The organism is Prevotella amnii DSM 23384 = JCM 14753 (assembly GCF_000378745.1).
Taxonomy (GTDB): Bacteria; Bacteroidota; Bacteroidia; order Bacteroidales; family Bacteroidaceae; genus Prevotella; species Prevotella amnii.
Map to the genome: position 1 here is coordinate 1 of NZ_KB905302.1, position 16,088 is coordinate 16,088.

Here is a 16,088-nt window from a genome sequence, read left to right on the forward strand (position 1 = left end):
CTTTGCACAAATACAGTTGTTTTCCATAACGCACTCCGTTTTTCACGGTGTGTTTACTCTTACACACTGGGCATTTTTTCTTGTTCATTATAACTTCGCTTTTTGGCTTTTCAAATACCAGCGAAGTTAATGTTTATCGAACATTAAGCTATATTGCATCCTGCAAAATGAGCTATTGAACGATTTCAAAGGTCGAAATATCTCTGAAACGTTTGAATTGCTGAGAACACCAGTGTATATCGGTAGTTAAGGAGGATTCTATCCTGCAAAATGAGCTATAGGTCAAAAAAGATAACTAAAATAACCTATTACCCTTTCTTTTTCTTATCTTTGCATTACAATATATAAATTAGAAAATAAATGAAACCAACATTATTACTTTTAGCTGCAGGAATGGGCAGCCGTTACGGAGGGTTAAAACAGCTTGACGGTTTAGGTCCAAATGGTGAGACAATAATGGATTATTCTATTTATGATGCTATTCAAGCTGGTTTCGGCAAGATAGTTTTCGTAATCCGAAAAGATTTTGAAGACCAATTCCGTAAAAAAGTTTTATCTAAATATGAAGGGCATATTCCTACAGAAATAGTCTTCCAAAGTATAGATAATCTGCCTGAAGGATATTCTGTACCAGAAGGTAGAGAAAAGCCTTGGGGTACTAACCATGCTGTGCTTATGGCTAAAAATGTTATTAAAGAGCCTTTTTGCGTTATCAACTGTGATGATTTTTATAACAGAGATAGCTTTAGAGTTATTGGAAACTTTTTAGCAAATCTTCCAAATAATTCTAAAAACAAATATGCTATGGTAGGGTTTCGCGTAGGCAATACTTTAAGTGAAAATGGAACTGTATCACGAGGCATTTGCACAACTAACACTGAAAAGCTCCTTGTTGACGTGGTAGAGCGTACAAAAATAGAACGTCGAGAAGGGAAAGTTCAATATATTGACGACGAAGGGAAATGGGTTGTTACAGATGACGATACTCCTGTTTCAATGAATGTATGGGGATTTACTCCTGATTATTTTGAATATAGTGAAAGCTATTTTAAAGATTTTTTAAATGACCCCAAAAATTTAGAAAACAAAAAATCTGAGTTTTTTATCCCTCTAATGGTTAATAAACTTATAAAAGATGACACTGCAACAGTAAAAGTTCTTGATACTACAAGTTCTTGGTTTGGTGTAACCTACCCTGAAGACCGCGAAAATGTTGTAACAAAAATACAATCTTTAGTAAAAGCAGGCATCTATCCTAATAAGCTATTTTAATTATAATCATGAACATTAAAACATATAAGAAAATCATGATAGCATTTTATTTATCTATTTAATATAAGATGTTTGAATTATTAAATAAACAAGAGATTTCTCTTTTAAAAGAAGTTCTCTCTAAAAAAAACAACATTGTTATCTGTGCTCATAAATCTCCCGATGGCGATGCCATAGGTTCTACTCTTGCATGGAAAAACTTTTTGGAACAGCATGGGAAGCAAAATGTAAAAGTTTGCTACCCTGATGCTGCGCCCGACTTTCTGCACTGGCTTCCTGGCTTTAACGATACTCTACGCTATGATAAGCAGGCTGTACTAATGAAAGAAGCTTTTAACAAATCAGACCTTGTTTTCTACCTCGATTTTGGACAGAGCTCACGCACAGACGAAATGCAGGCAATATTAGAATCTTGCCAAGCTCCTATCATACTCATAGATCATCATTTACATCCACAAGGTAATTATCTTATTAAAGCCTCGTTTACACACCTATCTAGTACATCTGAGATAATATTCAATCTTATCTGCCAATTAGGCGGTTATGAGGCTATGACTAAAGCATGTGCAGAATGTATATATTGTGGCATGATGACCGATACTGGAGGATTTACGTATAACTCTAATCGTCCAGAAATATTCACTATAATAAGTATGCTTCTACAAAAGGGCATAGATAAAGATGAGATATATAATAAAGTATTTCATAATTATTCAGAGCAAGCTCTGCGTCTACGCTCTCATATCATTTTAAATAAAATGAATTATATAGAAAATTTGCATGCCAGCTATTTTACAGTAACAAAAGGTGATCTTCAAAGGTTTCGTTTTACAAAAGGCGATTTAGAGGGAGTCGTTAATATCCCTCAGCTAATAAAAGGACTTAAAATAAGCATTTCATTACGTGAAGATACAGAAAAATCAAACCTTGTGCTTGTAAGTCTTCGATCATCAAACGGATTTCATTGCCAACCTATGGCTACTAAATTTTTTAATGGTGGGGGACATGCTGATGCAGCTGGAGGCAAACTTCATTGCTCTATAGAAGAAGCTGAACAAATAACAATAAAAGCCCTCCTTTTCTATAAAGATGAATTGCAAAACCCATAAATATTTAAAAGTCTTTAGATGGGTGTATAAGCCGCAAATAACTATATCTTAGCTTGTGAACATAAAATATTCAACAGCTACAGCACAGCTTTAATACTCACGGCAATACTAAAGCTGTAATATTTATTTTAATAACTTATACCAGATGCTAATATTTGATAATTTTTTTTACGAACAATATCCATAATTACAAAAAGATCATAAAGCCACCAAATACCAAAACCTCCACATGTGATAAATTTTAATATGCCTAACCCTATATCGCCGGTATAAAAACGATCTACTCCAAAAGTTCCAACAAAAATAGAAATCAATAAAGCTGTCATGGGATCTTTAAAAGAAGCAAAACGCATCTGGACAATTTGAGTATCCATATCTATAAGCATATTTTGAAGATAGGGCAAACTTTCTCTTGGCAGCTTATCACTATTAAATAAAATGAGTTGTTCTATAAGATTTTTATCCATTTCTATATATATTAAATATGTAAAATATTCCTAATTATAAACCATGCAAAAAAACTAATAACGTAAAACCATACAGCATGTCTATTCTCTATTATATAACCAAGTCGTTTCTTATATTTACCTTCTTTCATAACCCAACAGATTATAAACAGCGACATGTATGGCAAAGTATAAGCCAGATAGTAATTATAAGCAAAGGCTTTCATAATATTACCATGTAATAACGCATGAAAAAAACGCTGTATACCACAAGCAGGGCAATTAAAGCCAGTAAGCAATTTGACAGGACATTTGGGAGTAAACCAATAACTAACAGGATTTACAAGAAACAAATATCCTCCTATAACTGCAAATATAACACAAATAAAGATTAAACGCTTATACTTAAAAATCAAATTTGTTATCTATTTAATAAAAATATACTTGCATAAATAATTTGACAAATCAAACCTACAATTATACCTATTACACTCCATTTCTTTGCATCGTTGGCATATCTCTCTGCTGCTTCATATTGCCCCAAAGAAAAACAAGTATTAACCTTGTTTGAAAGAATGATTGCATAAATACCCAATGGTAAGCAGCAGCATGCTGTTGTAAAAATAGCTAAAGCTAAATTATTTTTGGGAGGAATACTATTTGTAGAGTTATCATTTAAAGATGTTCCCACAAACTCTTGCTTATTATCAAAACTATAATCCATTGAATTTTATTTTTAAAAGTAATTATTTGCAAAAATAATCACTTTTATAACAATCAGCAAACAAAATGAGATATTTTTTACAGAAAATAATACTATACCCTAAAATCCGCAACTAAGCCCTTGAACGTCCTTATTGCGTTTACACGTCCTCTCATTACTGAATTTGCAGATAATTTGAACTTGAAGCACCAACTTCTGCCTGCAATATCCCCTTACCCCACAATGTGACTTGAGGCAATACACAATATCATTCCCATAAGTTGTATGTATTATCCAAAATCAGTTTGGAAAAATCTGCGTAGGCATTATTACAGGTATAGATATTCAGCACATATTGCCTTGATGTCCTGATTCACTTGGCTGGTACAGAGCTAAACTTGAAGACAAACGCTTTTATGCGACTTGTTGCATTGAGTCCGAACTTCTTTACGTCAAGTCTTTGAATACTGGCCTTAAAAGTTACGGATAAGTGCTGTAAGAAGAAGGAACACTGTGTTCTCTGCCATGAAGGATTTAGACAATCTGTCCCACCCGAAACCATTGTTCATATCATCGAAGATACGTTTTTTTTCCGCCACAAAGGTTATAGAACTCGACAATTTCTCTTACGGAAGAATCATAGTCGTTAGTCAGGATACAACGGTATGTGTATTCTCCTTCTCAAAAATCCTGCACACCATCCATCTGTTTCTGTCTTTGAATCACAAGTCGATATGTCTTACCTTTCCACTTCTCAACAAGGATAGAGTTCAATTCAAACTCAATGCCATTGATTTCCTCAGTTTTCCAGCCTTTGAGAGCAAAGGTATCATTGTAGATCGAACTGCAGCGGTTAGCACGGATATAGAAGGACTTGCAGTGTTTTTCTATTTCCTCCACGATTTCCTCGGAACATGATCTACAATCAGCCCTGAAGCGATTGATAGTGAGCCTATTCTGTTCAAATCTCTCAAAGAATCTCTTCAGCGTGTCCTTCTGATGGAAACGAACATTTGTGTTACCATCGTTATTCTCTATACCGACTATCAAATTGCCAATAACCGCCACTCCAGGGCGATAACCAAGGAACTTCTTGTACGTAGGCTTTACATCATACTTCTCTGTCTCTATGAACTGGTGGTCGAAATAAGCATCATATATCTCACCCTCTTTCAGTTGGCCAGATGCAAATATACAATTGAGCAATAAAGTATTGAGAGTGTCAGCCGTATTGAAATTGTAGGTCTTACCCGTATCTGATTGCTCTATGATTGAAAATAACCCCCCAAAAGGAGTGAGTCTCTCAGGTTTAATTTGTATCTTCGCCATGTCTATCGTCGGATTTTCTTGTTTTTTTTGCAACACTAAAATAAGTGAAAATTATGACATGGTAAAATTCTGAGCAACTTTTTGTTGCTCAGTTACTTAAAAAGTTTAATTTATAATAGTGTTGCGGAATTAAGGTATATTTATTTTATTGTAGTTTCATATAAGGATTACATGTAAGGGAAATATTCTTTTTAGCAAATAATAATAGTAAAGGGCTAATATCCTGTATTGGATTTTAGCCCTTTACTTGTTTTCTGAAGAGTTTTTTTAAAACTCTGCGTTCTTTGGTGTACGTGCAAAAGGTATCACGTCGCGTATGTTTTGCATACCTGTAACGAAGAGTATGAGGCGCTCAAAGCCCAGTCCGAAACCGCCATGTGGGCAAGTGCCATACTTACGGGTGTCAAGATACCATGAGTATTGCTCTGCTTTCATGCCTCGCTGCTCTATTTCTTGTAACAGCTTATCGTAGCTTTCTTCACGTATAGAGCCTCCTATTATCTCGCCTATGCGTGGGAAGAGTACGTCTGTGCCCTGCATAGTCTTGCCGTCTTCGTTCTTTTTCATGTAGAACGACTTTATTTCGGCAGGGTAATTGCTCATTATTACTGGGCGTTTAAAATGGTCTTCTACAAGGTAGCGTTCATGCTCGCTGCTAAGATCCATGCCCCATGTGGTAACGGGAAATTCAAACTTAACACCCTTCTCTTGTGCTTCTTTTAAGATGTTAAAGCCCTCGGTGTACGACAGGCGTACAAAGTCTTCCTTTAAAACTCCCTCTAAGCGGTCTATTAAGGTGTGGTCTATCATCTTGTTAAGGAAGTCGAGATCGTCTTTACAGTGTTCTAAAGCCCAGCGCACGCAGTATTTTATGAAGTCCTCTTCAAGATCCATTAGCTCGGGAAGGTCTATGAAAGCCACTTCTGGCTCTACCATCCAGAACTCTGCTAAGTGGCGTGGCGTATTAGAGTTTTCAGCTCTAAAGGTAGGACCAAAGGTGTATATAGCTCCTAAGGCAGTAGCTCCGAGCTCTCCTTCAAGCTGTCCTGATACTGTGAGATGTGTGCGCTTTCCAAAAAAGTCTTGTTCATATTCCACCTTACCGCTTTTAGCTATACGGTCTAAGTCTAATGTAGTAACCTGAAACATGTTACCAGCTCCTTCGGCGTCGCTCCCTGTTATGAGTGGTGTGTGGAAATAATAGAAGCCATGCTCATGAAAATAGCGATGTATAGCTATAGCCATGTTATGGCGTATTCTGAACACTGCTCCGAAGGTATTTGTGCGTAGGCGCATATGTCCGTATTTACGCATATACTCAAAACTCTGTCCTTTCTTTTGCATAGGGTAGTCGCTGGGACAAGTTCCGTATACCTCAATGTCTTTGCATTGCACTTCTGAGGTTTGCCCCTTTCCCATGCTTTCCACCAAAGTGCCTGTAACGCTAATGCAAGCTCCGGTAGTAATACTTTTTAAGGTTTCCTCATCTACAGACGAGGGGTTTACTACCACTTGTATGTTCTTAATAGTAGAGCCATCGTTAAGTGCTATAAAGTCGACAGCCTTACTACTACGATGAGACCTAACCCATCCTTTTACTACAATATCTTTTCCAAAATTGGTACAGGATAAAGCATCTACTATTTTAGTTCTTTTCATTTATGTTATAATGTGTAGTGATATGTTGCAGCTTAGCTGCATATGTAAAAAGTCTGGTGATATAAGGAAATATCACCAGATGAATAGTTTTTCTTATTATTCGAAAGCTCCCATACGCAGCATTTCCACCTCTTTCTGTGTGAGGAAACGCCAGTCGCCACGCCTAACATTCTTTTTGGTTAGCCCGGCAAACATTACGCGGTCGAGCTTTACCACTCTATAGCCTAAGCTCTCAAAGATACGGCGTACAATGCGGTTCTTTCCGCTATGTATCTCTATGCCTACCTGTGATAGGTCGTCAGGGGAAGCATATTCTATGGCGTCTGCCTTTATCTCGCCGTCTTCAAGCATTATTCCTTCTGCTATTTTCTGAAGGTCGTTGGCAGCAACGGGCTTGTCGAGGAAGACGTGATATACTTTTTTCTTTAAAAACTTAGGGTGGGTGAGCTTGCTTGCAAGGTCGCCATCGTTAGTAAATAGTAATACTCCTGTGGTGTTACGGTCAAGACGCCCAACGGGATAAATGCGCTCAGGGCATGCGTCTTTAACGAGGTCTACCACCTTTTTACGCTGTTGTGGGTCGTCGCTTGTGGTAACATAGTCCTTAGGCTTGTTAAGAAGTAGATATACTTTCTTTTCTAACGACACTGTTTGCCCCTTAAACTTTACCTCGTCAGTGCGTAGAATCTTAGTTCCCAGTTCGGTTACTACCTCACCATTTACCGTTATTTGCCCAGAAGAAATGTAGTTGTCAGCCTCTCGGCGTGAGCATACCCCTGCGTTAGCAAGATATTTGTTTAAGCGCAAAGGCTCTGTAGGGTCGGTGTGCTCTTCGCTATATTCTATGCGTTTCTTTAGCGAATATTTTGCGTTAGGGTCATAGTCGGCTGTACGCTGGCGATAACGTCCCTGGCTATAGCTGCTTTGTTGCCCATAGCTGCGGCGTGAGTTGTTATATCCGCCATGACCTCTGTAAGAGGTTTGCCCCTGCTGATAGCCGCCGTGGTTATTATATCCGTTTTGGCGAGGCTGTGTATAGCTTCCATAACGCTGTTGGTACCCGCCGCGGGAGCTGTTATATCCGCCTTCGCTCTGCTGGTACTTTCCGTCAAATCCGTCTTCTGCTTGTTGGTGAGAGCTGTATCGTGGGCGGTAAGCGTCTGCCTGCTGATAGCCATTCTCGCCGTTACTGTTATAGCGTGGGCGGTATGAGCCTTGCTGGCGGGGCTGATAACCTCCCTGCGCCTGATAGCTTCTGCGCTGCTGATAACCACCATCACGCTGCTGATAGCCTGCTTGGTTTTGGGTATCACCGTCGTTAGCACTGTAGCGTGGGCGGTATGAGCCTTGACCTTGTGCGTGGTAGCCCTCACGCTGCTGATAGCCTCCACCATAGCTGTTGCTATAGCGTGGGCGGTAACCTCCTCGCCTCGCCTCGTGATCGCCGCTTGCAGAGCTTAAAGCCGCGCCAAACCCTTCGGGGCGGAAGCCTCCCATAGGCTGTTCTTTAATATTGCTGGAACTATAAGCACGCTGCGAATGGATACGTGGGCGTTGTGGTCTTCCCTGAGATGCAGGCTGATTACCTTTACTGTAATTGCTTTGTTCTGTTGCAGAGTAGCCTTCTCGGCTTACTTCTTCTTTCTCTTTACGAGCATCATCTTTCTCAAATTCTTCTACCATAGTATTTCTTTTGTTGCTTTTAAAAGTGCCTCCCGGCTCATTACTTTGTTTTACTTGTTTTTTGTTGTGATATTTTGTTTTTTATGTTTTGTTGTGCTTTTATCTTATAAGCCTGTATAGTTGTGAGGTGTTATGGCTCTTAGCTCTTCTTTCACCTCTTCATTAACGTCTAACGTATCTATAAAATGGTGTATGGTTTCTGCGGTCATCTTTGTGTTAGTGCGTGTGAGCTTTTTTAAAGCCTCATAAGGGTTAGGATAAGCCTCACGGCGCAATATGGTTTGTATAGCTTCAGCCACAACAGCCCATGTGTTGTCGAGGTCCTCTTCTATCTTTTCCTTATTGAGGATAAGCTTTCGTAGCCCTTTAAGCGTACTCTGAATGGCTATGAGGCTATGACCAAGGGGTACGCCTATATTTCGTAAGACGGTAGAGTCGGTAAGGTCGCGTTGTAGCCTGCTCACTGGCAGCTTCTGTGCAATAAACTCTAATATGGCGTTAGACAAACCGAGGTTACCCTCACTGTTCTCAAAGTCTATAGGGTTTACTTTATGTGGCATAGCACTGGAACCCACCTCGCCTGCCTTTATCTTTTGCTTAAAATATTCCATAGAGATATATAGCCACATATCTCTGTCAAGGTCTATAATAATGGTGTTTATACGCTTTATGGCATCAAAGATGCTGCCCAAGTGGTCGTAATTGCTTATCTGTGTGGTAAGCTTTTCACGCTCTAAGGATAGCTTTTGGCTTACAAACTTGTCGGCAAAAGCCTTCCAGTCGTAGGCAGGATATGCTACGTGATGTGCGTTAAAATTGCCAGTAGCACCGCCAAACTTAGCTGTGTGCTTGCAACTCTTTAGCGTAGATAGCTGCTCTTTAAGCCTATAGGCAAAAACCTCTATCTCTTTTCCTAAGCGTGTAGGCGATGCAGGCTGCCCATGTGTCTTTGCAAGCATGGGCACATCTTTCCATTCTTTGGCGTAGGCTTCTGTTTGAGCTATTAATTCCTCCACAAGGGGATAGTATACCTGCTCAAGAGCTTCTTTTACAGATAGGGGTACACTGGTGTTATTAATGTCTTGTGAGGTCAAACCAAAATGGATAAATTCTTTATAAACTTCTAATCCACCTATTTTGTCAAACTCTTCTTTTATAAAATATTCAACAGCCTTTACGTCGTGATTAGTTTTGCTCTCTATGTCTTTTACACGCTGTGCTTGAGAAAGGGTAAAATTGCGATAAATGTCGCGCAAAGTATCAAAAAGAGTATTATCAAAACTCTTTAGCTGGGGTAGCGGCATTTCGCATAAAGCTATAAAATACTCTATTTCTACACGCACTCTATAGCGTATGAGAGCATATTCAGAGAAATACTTAGATAGTTGTTCTGTTTTGTTTCTGTATCTACCATCTATGGGTGATACTGCAGTTAGTACCTCAAGATCCATATCCGTTTAATTTTTCATATCCGCAAAATTAATCATTTTTTTGTGATAAAAGTCATAAAACACCAATATTTTTTCTAAAAAAGCATAGATAAAACATATTATGGGTGACATCTTAAGACGTAAAACATGTGTAAAAGCAGTGATAAAGGTCATCTATAATAAATAAAAATAAATTATTTTTATAACAAAAATAGATTAAAAATGAATCAAAAATAATTTATTTTTTACAGTAACACATCTTTCATTAGTGTTATAAATCTTGTCTTTTATGATGTATAAGTGGTGCGTTTTGTGAGTTTTTATCTATCATTATTTTTTTATTTTCTATTGTTTTTTAAAGTTTTATATTATATTTGCAGTGTTTTATTTTACTTTTTGTAGTATTTAAGAGCGTCTTTTTCCTTCTATATAGAGGAAAGAGTGCTTTTTTATAAACCAAATGTTGTATATGGAAAAGGAGGATATAGAAAGTTTATTATCAGCTCATAATATTCGTGTTACAGCCAATAGGATACTCATAGCCCAGACCTTATCAAAGAGTAATGAGCCTTTGTCGATAAAAGATTTTGAGCATCGCTTGCATACTATAGACAAATCGAATATTTTCCGTTCCCTAACCTTGTTTAAAAAGCACCATTTAGTGCATCAGCTACAGCAGGAGAATGGTATGACGGCATATGAGCTGTGTTTGCGTCATAATAGCGACAAGGACGATGATGTGCATGTACATTTTTATTGTGAATATTGCCAGCACACTTTTTGTTTGTATAATGTGCCTGTTCCGGAGGTTAATATTCCCGCAGGTTTTGAGGTAACGGGGGCTAACTATGTGGTAAGGGGAGTTTGTCCGCAGTGTGCGAAGAAAACTAAAAAATAAGTATTACTTATATTGGCAATTTTATATTTTCATTACCTTTGCACACGTTAATACTTGTCTTAGTGATAGAGGCAGGTGTAAAGAGAAAAGTATAATTGTAACAGAAATGAGTTATAGTATAGAGAAAATAGCTTCTTTGTTAGGAGTAGAGATATATGGTGGGAGAGAGGGAAGTGTTAGTTTTTTATTAACGGACAGCCGTTCGCTTTGTTTCCCTGAAGAAACATTGTTTTTTTCTTTAAGAACAGAGCGTGGCGATGGTCATAATTATATTTCGGAGCTTTATGCTCGTGGTGTTCGTTTCTTTGTGGTAGAGGAGCTTCCTTGTGAGTGGGAAAAGCTCTATAGTCAAGCCAGCTTCTTAAAGGTATCTTCTTCTAAGAGGGCTTTGCAGCGTTTGGCAGCCTGTCATAGAGACGAGTTTCATATCCCTGTAGTAGGGGTTACGGGTTCTAATGGTAAGACGGTAGTAAAAGAGTGGTTATACCAGTTGCTTTCGCTTTCAAAGAGAGTTACCCGCTCTCCTCGCAGTTATAACTCGCAGATAGGTGTGCCTTTGTCGGTATGGCTGCTTAATGAGCAAACGCAGGTGGGCATATTTGAGGCAGGCATTAGCAAAAAGGGTGAGATGGAGGTGCTTCGCAACATTATTAAGCCCACGATAGGTGTGCTGACGAGTCTTGGTGATGCTCATCAAGAGAATTTTGTGAGCATGGAAGAGAAATGCCGGGAAAAGCTACGCTTATTTACTGATGTTGATGCGTTGGTATATCCTTATGATGACAAGCTGATAAGAAGCTGTGTAGATACTTTTTCTTTTAAAGGTAAGAAGTTAGGCTGGTCGGTAAAAGACACCAGTGTTAGCTTGTTTATAAAAGATATAAAAAAGTCGGAGCTTTCCACTACCATTACTTATATATGGACACAAGAGAAGGAAGATAGTTATACCATTCCTTTTATAGACGATGCCAGTATAGACGATTCTGTTACCTGCCTGGCTTTATGCCTATATTTAGGTATTAAAAAAGAAGTTTTAAAGGCTCGTATGCCTCTTTTAGAACCTGTAGCAATGCGCCTTGAGGTAAAAGAGGGGCAACGTGGCTGCACGCTTATTAACGATTCGTACAATTCTGATATCAACTCGCTCGATATAGCACTCGATTTTATGAATCGCAGGCCAGACCATAAAGGTCGTAAACGCACATTAGTGCTGAGCGATATTCTTCAAAGTGCAGAAGACGATGAGGCTCTTTACAGGCGTGTAGCCTCATTAGCAGAAAAAAGAGGTGTGGAAAAGTTTGTCGGCATAGGCGAAACGCTTATCTGCCATCGTAAGGCTTTTGATAATATTAAGGATAGGTGTTTCTTTGCCACAGTGGGAGGATTTCTAAGTAGTGATGTTTTTAGGCAGATGCACGACGAGGTGATTTTATTAAAAGGTGCTCGCTGCTTTGGTTTTGAACAGCTTACGGAGATGCTTGTAAACAAGGTGCATGAAACAGTTTTAGAGGTAAATCTAAATGCTATTGTAGATAATCTAAACAGGTATCGCTCTTTGATGAAGCCCCAGACAAAACTTGTTTGTATGATAAAAGCCGATGCATACGGAGCAGGCTCGGTAGAGATAGCCAAGACCTTACAGGATCATCGTGTAGACTATCTTGCCGTAGCGGTGGCTGATGAGGGAGTTACCCTGCGTAAGAACGGCATTACTAACAACGTAATGATAATGAATCCGGAGATGTCTTCGTTTAAAACTCTCTTCGATTTCGACCTTGAGCCAGAGGTATATAGCTTTCGTTTGTTAGAGGCTTTGATAAAAGCAGCCGAGAAAGAGGGTATTACAGGTTTTCCTGTTCATATAAAGATAGATACGGGTATGCATCGTTTAGGCTTCGACCCAGTGAAGGATATAGACGAGCTTATTCATCGCTTACAAAGGCAAAGTGCTATAATACCACGTTCTGTTTTCTCCCATTTTGTAGGCTCTGACAGCGATAGTTTTGACGATTTCTCTTCACAGCAGTTTGCTTTGTTTAAGCAGGGGGCAGATAAGCTGCAGGGAGCTTTTCCACATAAGATACTTTTCCATATGGACAACTCTGCAGGCATAGAGCATTTCCCTTACAGACAAATGGATATGTGCAGGTTAGGCTTAGGTCTTTATGGTATCAATCCCCGTAGCAACAAGTGTTTTAATACTATCTCAGAGCTTAAAACCACTATTTTACAGATACGTAATGTTCCCAAAGGCGATACCGTGGGTTATTCACGCAAAGGGGTTATTAGTCATGATAGCATGATAGCAGCCATTCCAATAGGTTATGCCGACGGTTTGAATAGGCATCTTGGTAACAGGCGTGGCTATTGTTTAGTAAATGGTAAGAAAGCAGAGTATGTGGGCAATATATGTATGGATGTGGCTATGATAGATGTAACAGGGATAGATTGTAAAGAAGGAGATCAGGTGGAAATATTTGGTAAAAACCTTCCTGTAACAGTGCTTAGTGATATACTCGATACTATACCCTATGAGGTGCTTACCAATGTTAGCAATCGTGTAAAAAGAGTTTATTTTCAAGATTAACGTGTATATTTAGATTTTTTCTTTATGCTGATATTTTATGTTTTAGCCTTCTTTTTAGGAGCATTAGTGATGTACCTTATCCTTAAAGTGTACCACACAAAAGAGTTAGGGAAAGTAAAGGCAGACTTGTCTTTGGCTGCAAACCAGTTAGAGATGGAGCGAAAGAGTGGAAAAGAAAGGCTGGAAAGTCAGCAAAGGTATTTTGAAGAGCGATTAAATCAAGAGCAGGTAACAGCAGAAAATAATATTAACATGTTAAAAGCCTCTGCTCAGGAGCGTGTAAAACAAGAGCAAGCACACTCTGCTCTTTTAAGGGAAGAGCTGCAAAAGGAAAATGCTAATAAGCTAAAGCTCTTACAAGAAGAGGTGCGTAACATGGGAGAGAAAATGCTTACAGAACATCAGAACAAGCTCAATTCTGCCGACAAGGAACGCTTAGAGAGTGTGCTTAATCCGCTAAAAGAGCGTTTAGAGATGTTTAGTAAGACCGTTACTACAAGTAATAAAGAAAGCGAAGCTACTAAGACGGAGCTTCGTACAGTGTTTGAGGAGTCGATAAAGCGTTTACAGGAAGGGCAAAGACATAATATAGAGATGTTGCGCGAAGACCAGCAAAGAGCAGTGGAAGAGCTTAAAAAGCAAACCGAGAGTATAGGAAACGATGCAGCTTCTCTCACTAAAGCGTTGAAAGGCGATTCTAAAATGCAAGGCGATTGGGGGGAGATGATTCTTGAACGCACTTTAGAGGACTGCGGATTGAAGAAGAACGAGCAATATTTTCTTCAGGAAAATGTAAAGGACGAAGAGGGTAACAACTATCGTCCTGATGCTATTATAGCTTTTCCTAATAATGAGCGGGCGGTGATAGATGCGAAAGTATCTCTCACGGCATACCAAGAGGCAATAAAGGCTGATAATAAGGAAGAGCAGGAAAGGTATCTTAAAGAGCACGTAAAGTCTGTTAAGGCACATGTAGATGAGCTTGCTGCGAAGAATTATGACGTGTTAGTGTCTGGCTGCATAGGGTATGTTTTAATGTTTGTGCCTTATGAAAGCGGATATTCGGCAGCTATAAAGACTGACCCTTCTATCCTTCAGTATGCTTATCGTAAGCATATTATCATCTTATCGCCAAGTAATTTGCTTATGGCACTTCAGCTCACACATACCATGTGGCAAAACTATAGGTTAAATAAAAATGTAGAAGAGATTTTACGTCAGTCGAATGATCTCTATGATAAGTTTGCTCTTTTTGCCGAAACTTTCATAAGTATAGGTACAGGTATAGAGCAGCTAAAGACACGTTACGAGAAAGCAAAAGGACAGCTAAACTCTGGTAAAGGAAATGTTGTTAGAAAGCTGGAAACACTAAAAACACTGGGAATAACCCCTAAAAAAGAAAATCCTTTAAGCATAGAAGGGTGAAAAGATTAAGGTTTCTTTGATGTGAGAAATAGCAATATAGAGTGGGGTTATAATATTTTTTTCTTAATTAATAATATTATCTTTGTAGCATGAGTAAAGGAAAATTAGAAAAGTTTGCAGCGTTAGAGACTTTTAAGAATGTGTTCCAATGCCCTTTTAGTGTGATTAGTCAGGGCGCATTTGATATGAAAGGTAAATGGCGCGAGCAATATTTCCATAATGATAATCCTATAGTTTTAGAGTTGGGTTGTGGAAAGGGAGAATATACAGTAGGGTTAGCTTGTAAATATCCTGAAATTAATTTTATAGGAGTGGATATTAAAGGGGCACGCATATATACCGGAGCTAAACAAGCCTTAGAGCAAGAGCTGGACAATGTAGCCTTCTTGCGTACAAGTATAGAGTTTATTGATAGATTTTTTGCTAAAGATGAAGTGCAGGAAATTTGGCTTACTTTTTCTGATCCACAGATGAAAAACGTACATAAGCGGCTCACGTCTACCTTTTTTATGAATCGTTATAAGCAGTTTTTGGTAGATGGAGGGATTGTACACCTAAAGACCGATTCTAACTTCCTTTTTACATATACTACTTACATGGTAAGTTCAAATAACCTTCCTGTGCTTTATCGCACCGAAGATCTTTATGGTAATGAGCATAACGAAAAGGCTGAGGCTGAAGAAAAGATAGATGATAAAACCTTAGAAATACTATCTATCCATACCTATTATGAGAAGCAGTGGATAGAACGAGGTTTAAACATAAAGTATATGAAGTTTACTCTTCCTCATAACGTTTCGCTTATAGAACCTAATATCGAAATAGAGCTTGATGAGTATCGTTCTTATAAGCGTTTTAAACGGAGTGGGCTAGAAAAAAGCAAGTAAAAGGAATGTAATAAGAAAAGTATAGGAAATTCTTTTGATTATTGCTATATATATAATGTGTAGTCCTCTTATACTTTTCAAAAAGAGTTTCTTTTCAAAATTTTCTTAGTTTTTTTCTTATAATAATTTGTTAGTTTAAGAAAAAGTATATACCTTTGCACTCGCTTTTACGAAATAAGGACAAGTTTCCTTAGGTAATAAGCTAACGAAAGAGTTCTTTGAAAGATTTATATAAACAGACAAAGTAGTACAAGAAGCATATTACGTATTTATATGTAATAGGTAAAAGAAACGAACCGTTGATTTACGAGGTGTTTTTTTTTCACTTGATACTTTAATAGATTAGGATACATTCGAGCAAAAGATACAAACTTGGTTATATTGTATATATAACCATCATTAAAAAAGATTTTACAATGGAGAGTTTGATCCTGGCTCAGGATGAACGCTAGCTATAGGCTTAACACATGCAAGTCGAGGGGCAGCATATAGATTGCTTGCAATTTATGATGGCGACCGGCGCACGGGTGAGTAACGCGTATCCAACCTACCCATTACTAGGGAATAACCCAGCGAAAGTTGGCCTAATGCCCTATGTAGTCGTTTGATCGCCTGAGATTTCGACGAAAGATTTATCGGTATTGGATGGGGATGCGTCTG

Annotated in this window: 13 protein-coding genes, 1 rRNA gene and 1 pseudogene; 7 read left to right on the top strand and 8 right to left on the bottom strand. The window is 38.4% G+C overall.

From position 1 onward, the window contains the following. A partial coding sequence (locus F596_RS12320) for an IS1/IS1595 family N-terminal zinc-binding domain-containing protein (protein WP_428829174.1) occupies positions 1-88 on the bottom strand: 88 nt, incomplete at its 3' end. Between the two features lie 272 nt (positions 89-360). Here F596_RS12320 and F596_RS0109110 point away from each other — a divergent pair. Both F596_RS0109110 and F596_RS0109115 read left to right on the top strand, forming a co-directional pair. After that, positions 361-1,272, top strand: coding sequence for a glycosyltransferase family protein (locus F596_RS0109110; RefSeq protein ID WP_019036713.1), 912 nt, complete (start codon positions 361-363; stop codon positions 1,270-1,272). Positions 1,273-1,340: 68 nt separating this feature from the next. Continuing rightward, a complete protein-coding gene (locus F596_RS0109115; protein ID WP_008448556.1) occupies positions 1,341-2,381 on the top strand; it encodes a DHH family phosphoesterase in 1,041 nt (346 codons plus the stop codon). A gap of 128 nt (positions 2,382-2,509) precedes the next feature. Here the strand turns inward: F596_RS0109115 and F596_RS0109120 are convergent, their stop codons facing one another. The 7 genes and pseudogenes from F596_RS0109120 to purB all read right to left on the bottom strand — a co-directional run bounded on the left by F596_RS0109120 (position 2,510) and on the right by purB (position 9,652). After that, a complete protein-coding gene (locus F596_RS0109120; RefSeq protein WP_019036714.1) occupies positions 2,510-2,848 on the bottom strand; it encodes a TM2 domain-containing protein in 339 nt (112 codons plus the stop codon). An 11-nt stretch (positions 2,849-2,859) separates the two neighbouring features. Beyond that, positions 2,860-3,243: a DUF2752 domain-containing protein gene (locus F596_RS0109125; RefSeq protein WP_019036715.1), complete on the bottom strand. Its 384-nt coding sequence runs from the start codon at positions 3,241-3,243 to the stop codon at positions 2,860-2,862. 5 nt (positions 3,244-3,248) lie between these two features. Further along, positions 3,249-3,551, bottom strand: coding sequence for a CD225/dispanin family protein (locus tag F596_RS0109130; RefSeq protein WP_019036716.1), 303 nt, complete (start codon positions 3,549-3,551; stop codon positions 3,249-3,251). 269 nt (positions 3,552-3,820) lie between these two features. Further along, positions 3,821-4,859, bottom strand: a pseudogene (locus F596_RS0109135) (IS1380 family transposase). Positions 4,860-5,126: 267 nt separating this feature from the next. Further along, a complete protein-coding gene (gene asnS / locus F596_RS0109140; protein ID WP_019036718.1) occupies positions 5,127-6,518 on the bottom strand; it encodes an asparagine--tRNA ligase in 1,392 nt (463 codons plus the stop codon). A 96-nt stretch (positions 6,519-6,614) separates the two neighbouring features. Continuing rightward, a complete protein-coding gene (locus F596_RS0109145; RefSeq protein WP_019036719.1) occupies positions 6,615-8,201 on the bottom strand; it encodes a pseudouridine synthase in 1,587 nt (528 codons plus the stop codon). A gap of 104 nt (positions 8,202-8,305) precedes the next feature. Next, positions 8,306-9,652 carry an adenylosuccinate lyase gene (purB, locus tag F596_RS0109150; protein WP_019036720.1) on the bottom strand — a complete coding sequence of 449 codons (1,347 nt, stop codon included), beginning with the start codon at positions 9,650-9,652 and terminating at the stop codon, positions 8,306-8,308. A 448-nt stretch (positions 9,653-10,100) separates the two neighbouring features. On the opposite strand from purB, the gene F596_RS0109160 reads away from it, so the two are divergent. The 5 genes from F596_RS0109160 to F596_RS0109180 all read left to right on the top strand — a co-directional run. Continuing rightward, positions 10,101-10,529: a Fur family transcriptional regulator gene (locus tag F596_RS0109160; protein WP_019036721.1), complete on the top strand. Its 429-nt coding sequence runs from the start codon at positions 10,101-10,103 to the stop codon at positions 10,527-10,529. A gap of 106 nt (positions 10,530-10,635) precedes the next feature. Next, positions 10,636-13,116 (top strand): bifunctional UDP-N-acetylmuramoyl-tripeptide:D-alanyl-D-alanine ligase/alanine racemase, encoded by a 2,481-nt coding sequence (locus F596_RS0109165; RefSeq protein ID WP_019036722.1) that lies wholly within the window; start codon positions 10,636-10,638, stop codon positions 13,114-13,116. 24 nt (positions 13,117-13,140) lie between these two features. Continuing rightward, on the top strand, positions 13,141-14,541 hold the full coding sequence (gene rmuC / locus F596_RS0109170) for a DNA recombination protein RmuC (protein ID WP_019036723.1): 1,401 nt from the start codon (positions 13,141-13,143) through the stop codon (positions 14,539-14,541). A gap of 89 nt (positions 14,542-14,630) precedes the next feature. Next, positions 14,631-15,428 (top strand): tRNA (guanosine(46)-N7)-methyltransferase TrmB, encoded by a 798-nt coding sequence (gene trmB, locus F596_RS0109175; RefSeq protein ID WP_019036724.1) that lies wholly within the window; start codon positions 14,631-14,633, stop codon positions 15,426-15,428. A gap of 413 nt (positions 15,429-15,841) precedes the next feature. Further along, positions 15,842-16,088 (top strand): 16S ribosomal RNA (locus F596_RS0109180); the annotation flags it as partial.